Origin of the sequence: Moraxella sp. E33BD, from assembly GCF_041807865.1 — a bacterium.
GTDB classification, from domain to species: Bacteria; Pseudomonadota; Gammaproteobacteria; order Pseudomonadales; family Moraxellaceae; genus Moraxella; species Moraxella haemolytica.
The window spans coordinates 1-4,919 of record NZ_JBGTZD010000025.1; the positions used below are offsets into that span (position 1 = coordinate 1).

The following is a 4,919-nucleotide window of genomic DNA, read 5'->3' on the forward strand; positions in this document are numbered from 1 at the left end:
CTGACAATGCACTGTCAGCTTGTGTGAGTGTGCGTTCAAGCGTACTAAGATTTGCAGCTGCTGTTCTATCAGCCTGCTTATAAGCTGTGTCAATCTGAGAGATACGCTCTGATAGTGAGCGTTCTTTTGTTGACAACGACTGCTCAAGCTGTTGAACTTTTGCGTTCGCTGTTCTATCAGCAGACTTGTACGCTGTGTCAATCTGAGAGATACGCTCTGATAGTGAGCGTTCTGTGTCAGTTATTGTTTGACTTTGCGTTTCGATCTTAGCTGAGACATCAAGCAAAGCACCATCACGAACAGACAAGCTGACATTGTCTAATGTTACGCTAGAACTGTCACGATTGCTCGTGCGATAGATGTGCAAGCTGTTATTACCGCCATTACCAACAACCCAATCTAACTCGTGCGGTGTGCCGTCCGCCATAATCTCACCAATGCGATTTACCCCCCTTGGCGATGAATTATAGACAAGCACACGCTGGGGTGGGGCTGTTGTCGCTTTAACGATGACCTTTTGCCCCTCCGTCAATGTGCGACCAATCGGATAAGCACCGATTAAAAACTCGGTGGTCGTTTTTGCTTGGGTATCGCTTAGCAAGTTGGGCGAGTTCATCAGATTATCAAAGCGTGAAGTTAGCCTATCAATACTGCTTGCCGTCCCATTTTGGGTTTGTCTGATTGCGATAATTTCGCTGTTGGCGGTATCGCTTGCCGTCTTTAATTGGCTATATTTTTGACTTAAATCCCCAGTTGTTACCCCCAATTCACGGATTGATGAGGTATGAGACCCCACGGTTTGGGTAAGATTAGCGATTTCTGTCGTTTTGGCGTTTTTATCCGCTTGTAAAGCAGTAATATCACGGATAGCACCGCTGATACGGTTACGCTCGGTGGTGATGTTGCTAATGGCGGTTTGCAGGGTGCTTTTGGCGGTGGCAAGCTCATTTTGCAGGGTAGTTGTTTTGCCGTTTAGCGTGGCGATTTGAGTGTTTAAGGTGGGTAATTGAGCATTAACGCCATTTACCGCACTTTCAAGTGTACCAATTTTGGCAATGGGTGTGCGTAAGGTTTGGTCAAGATGACTGCCATTAATCTGACCGCTGATAAGCTCAAGCACCTTGCCAGCATCTGCACTTGTCGTGCCAGATACCCATGCTGTCCAATCGCTTGTATTACCCAGCTTATCCACAATCCGCCCACGGTAAAACTGGGTCAGATTGCCCTGCAAGCCTGTGAGCTCAAACTTGTTTGTTGGGTAAGCAAATGTGCCAAGGGTTGTGATGTTTGTGCGACCGTCAGGGCTGACCTCAATTTCAGTAAAATTAGTGTCGTCTGACTTCGCCCCAAAGCCCCAAGCCAAGTTCATGCCAAATAGCAAACCAATTGCACGGATAAACGCAAGGCGGTTTGGTTTGCCGACTTTGCCCTGTATCTGTGTCAGATTAGAATGAGTGGCTAGGCTTGCCTGTCCAAATGCAGAAATAGCCGTTACTCGGGCTTCGTATTGCCCTGCATAGACTCCAGCGATTTCAATGCTGTTTGTGCCTGTTGGCGGCAGGCTTTGCCAGTTGCCGTTGTCTTTTCGCCATTCCACTTGATATTTGACTGCACCTGCTACTTGCTCCCAACCGATGACAAGGGTGGTCATGCTCACGCCTTGATTGACCGTGTGATAGCTTGACAGATTGACCGACTTTGTGGGGGCTTGTACCGTGGGGTTAATCACACTAATCGGACGCTCGTCAATATACGCCCCTGTATCAATGGCATCATATTTGGCAGGGTTATACTGCACGGCAGTGATGGTAAAAGTGTGGTTATCGTCAGCCGTTACCGACAGCACACGAAATTTCATCGTGGCAAGGTCTTGACTATCTAGCACCCAGACATTTTCCACACTGATGTTGCCAAATGCTTTTGTTACCGTGATTTTGTCGCCACTGACCGAGCGGATTTGCCGTCTTTGGCTTGTGCCATCATCGCCATTGATGACCAGCGTATCACCTGCTTTGGCAGTAATGGGGCGGTCTAGGGTAATCACGGTTTTGGTTTTGTTAATCGCAAGCACACGACCGCCTGTGGCACGCCCTGCAAACAACTCATCACTAATCTCAATCACTTTTGCAGGGGCTGGAATATAGCCGTCCAAGCCGACTTTGAAAGTTACCATGCGAGTTTCAAGCTGTTCAGACTTCAACGCCCAAATGCCTGCTCGCTGGGCTTGCCCACGAGAAGTACAGCCCCACGCAGCGATGTCCGCCACACGCACGCCAAACTTGGCAATCGCTGCTTCATCTCTGACATATTCGTATTCGGTCTTAAAATGATTGGCAGGATTATCCCACGCCACCTTTGCCACGGTGCGGCGGTCACGAGAGCGTGTGCCTGTATATTCAAACACGCCATCGATGACATTGGCACGGCTGAATGAATAAATGCTGTCTTGGGGAATATCCGCATCCAGCACAATGCTATTACCATCCCAGTAGGAAATTGCCCGAAATACGCCTGCAAGCCTTGATAACAGCTCAAACGCACCGTCTGCCGACTGGATATAGACATTGACGGCAAATCTTGGCTCTTGTCCGCCCATGCCATCATCAACCATCTCATCGCAGTATTGGGCGAGACGATACAAGCTCCATTTATCAATCATGCTTTGGGTTAAGCGACCACCCAGCCCATAGCGTTCGGCGGTGCATAGGTCATAATAGACCCACGCTGGATTGTTGCTGTACGCCATTTTAAACTGTCCGTCCCACATACCTGTATAGGTGCGAGCCACAGGGTCGTAGTTTGTTGGTACTTTGATGATGAGACCACGACAACGAGCCGACATTTTGGCGACATTGCTAAAACTCTCGGCATCGTATCTTAGCCCCAAAAGAGCGGTGTTAGGATAACGAAGTTTTAAGTCAATCAATTCACTGATGGCAGCGATGTACATTTTATCTGAGATAAATTCAGAAGTGCTGTTCGGTGTGATACGGCGAACACGCACCTGCCAGCCTGTTTGTGCTTTTGGTAGGTCAATACGGTGGCTACGCTCGTAAGCGTCCGATGTTTTGGCATTGATAGATGTATTTAGGACTTCTGCCCAACCACCGTTGTCGGTTTTGACATCGATCGCATAATCAATCTTTACGCCTGACACATTGCCATTTTCACGGTTTTGCGACCGCAGAGCTCCCCATTTTAGACGCACACGCAGAGCATCAAGGTCAAGATTATTAAAGGCTTTAACAAAGGGTGTGCCGTGTTTTAGCTCGACACCCACCGCCGTTTCGCTTGACACATCAGGAAAGCCGTCAATGTACTCTTGGTCGTTGGTGCCACTTCTAAAATCCACTTTAACATTGGGAAAGTTAAACTCGCCATTGTCATTCTGTAAGGGTGTATCTTCCAAGTACACAGATTTATAGCCATTCGCCAGCCCTGCAATCTCGCCTTCGCCCAAGCCATACATGATACTGACAAAAGCTTTGGACTGAGCAGAGTCGGGGGCAATAACAGGCTGTCTTTGTTTGCCACTGCCTTTTTTAGCACCGTGAATGTTCATTTTTTATCCTTGTTATCTGTCAAAGTGTATCAAATTGGGTTGTGCTGTTGGTTACATCATGTCTTCTGGTAGCTGGCTGGCTGACAGGATAAATCCGCCGATTTCTCGTTCGCCGTAAAGAATGGGAACTGGGTTGCCTTGGGCGACCGTAGTTACCGCACCGCCAAAGCCTTTGTTTGCCTTATTACCATCTTGGTTATTATCCTGCGTATCTACCTTCGGCATGAGCATCTGAGAAATACCACCCACCATCATGCCAATACCAGCACCGATGAGTGCCGTCCCCACAGGGGCAAACCCCATGCCTGTCGCCACGACACCAGCGACCACCATGACCGCTCCAAGGACGGTTTCAAGCAAACCTGCTTTTTTTGAGCCTTCCACCACTGGCACGACACGAATCACTTTGGCGGTGTGGCTCATCTCAAGTTCGCTCTCGCCCACATTGTGCTTATCATGAAACACGGCAAAGCGTAGCCCTTGCCTATGGGCATTCATCATAAATTCTTCAAAACCTGCCAGTTGCACGCACAAAGCACGCATGGCTTCCTTTGTACTGCCCACTGCCAAGTTAAAAGATTTGCCGAATTTTTTGGCTAAGATGCCGTGTAAGATGATGGTTTTCATGGCTGATTTTTCCCCAATAAAAAACCGCCCATGATGACATCATAAGCGGTTAAAAATGTTTTATTTTTGGATAACAAAAAAGTCAGATAATCACAACAATTTTATAATAAATTGCAATAATTACTTGACTTTTAATGTAGTATTTACTATAATATAACACATCAAGCAAGGGTTGCTTGATTGGTAAGATGGTAGCCATCGTTACCATCATAACAAGGAGTAAAACGATGAAAACGACCCTTGAAATCCTCGTAATCATCGCTCTGCTGTTGCTAAGCTATCCAGCTTACTAACAGTAAAAGCCTAAAGCGAGTACCAGTCGCCAAGGCAGGTTAGGTGGAAACGCCTAGCCACTCCTTACCTATTATCATAAGATAATTTAAAACAAAGGTCAAGCATCATGCCTAAAATTGTCAAAACTCCAAAAACCAAAGCTCAAATTCAAGCTGACTCTGATGCCAAACGTGGCGTAAAGGTGGCAAGCTATAAGTTTCCCATCGAATTTATTGACGAGCTGACCGTTTTATCTGAAAAAAAAGGACTTTCACGCTCTGCCATTATCATGCAAGCTGTCAAAGCGTGGGGGCAGACGACATAAGTGAATGATGACGCACGACAAGCCCAACCCTATCCGCCCACCCCTTGCCATAAATCTCACGCACGCTTTGCCGTCCGTAGGGGTGGTGCAGGATTAGAGTGTTGCCCACGCAAGGCGGTGTAACTTCGCTTT

At 47.4% G+C, this 4,919-nt stretch carries 3 protein-coding genes; 1 reads left to right on the plus strand and 2 read right to left on the minus strand.

Features of this window, described 5'->3' with window-relative positions:
* Positions 1–3,562, minus strand: a 3,562-nt coding sequence (locus ACERC6_RS10020; protein ID WP_373630524.1) for a host specificity protein J, incomplete at its 3' end; no start/stop codon positions are given.
* 51 nt (positions 3,563–3,613) lie between these two features.
* The gene (locus ACERC6_RS10025) at positions 3,614–4,189 is read right to left on the minus strand and encodes a tail assembly protein (RefSeq protein ID WP_373627206.1); all 576 of its coding nucleotides are present in this window, start codon (positions 4,187–4,189) and stop codon (positions 3,614–3,616) included.
* Between the two features lie 400 nt (positions 4,190–4,589).
* On the opposite strand from ACERC6_RS10025, the gene ACERC6_RS10030 reads away from it, so the two are divergent.
* Positions 4,590–4,787 carry a hypothetical protein gene (locus ACERC6_RS10030; protein WP_373627204.1) on the plus strand — a complete coding sequence of 66 codons (198 nt, stop codon included), beginning with the start codon at positions 4,590–4,592 and terminating at the stop codon, positions 4,785–4,787.
* The last annotated feature ends 132 nt before the right edge of the window (positions 4,788–4,919 follow it).